Source organism: Frateuria defendens (assembly GCF_001182895.1).
GTDB classification, from domain to species: Bacteria; Pseudomonadota; Gammaproteobacteria; order Xanthomonadales; family Rhodanobacteraceae; genus Frateuria_B; species Frateuria_B defendens.
Genome location: NZ_LFQR01000322.1, coordinates 1 through 234, shown reverse-complemented (window position 1 = coordinate 234; position 234 = coordinate 1). Strand labels below are relative to the sequence as shown.

Sequence of the window (234 nt, the reverse complement as noted above, 5' to 3'; positions counted from 1 at the left end):
ACCGCCAGCATCGGCGTGGCGGCGCTGCGGCCGGGCGAACGCCTGCAGACGCTGATCGCCCGCGCCGATGCCGCGCTGTACCGCGCCAAGCGCATGGGCCGCAACGCGGTGGTGGTGGAAGCGGAGTGAGCGGCGCGCAGCTACCGGTTGATGCAGGACTGGTTGCGGGCGGCTTTTGCCGGCCGGCCTTGAGGGGAGTCGGAAGCGAGCGGCACCGCGCCGCTCACTCCGCTT

1 protein-coding gene is annotated in these 234 nt (G+C 73.1%); it reads left to right on the top strand.

The annotated features are described in order from the left end of the window. Nucleotides 1-9 precede the first annotated feature (9 nt). On the top strand, nucleotides 10-129 hold the full coding sequence (locus tag ACH65_RS19425) for a diguanylate cyclase domain-containing protein (protein ID WP_272913788.1): 120 nt from the start codon (nucleotides 10-12) through the stop codon (nucleotides 127-129). Nucleotides 130-234: the final 105 nt, after the last annotated feature.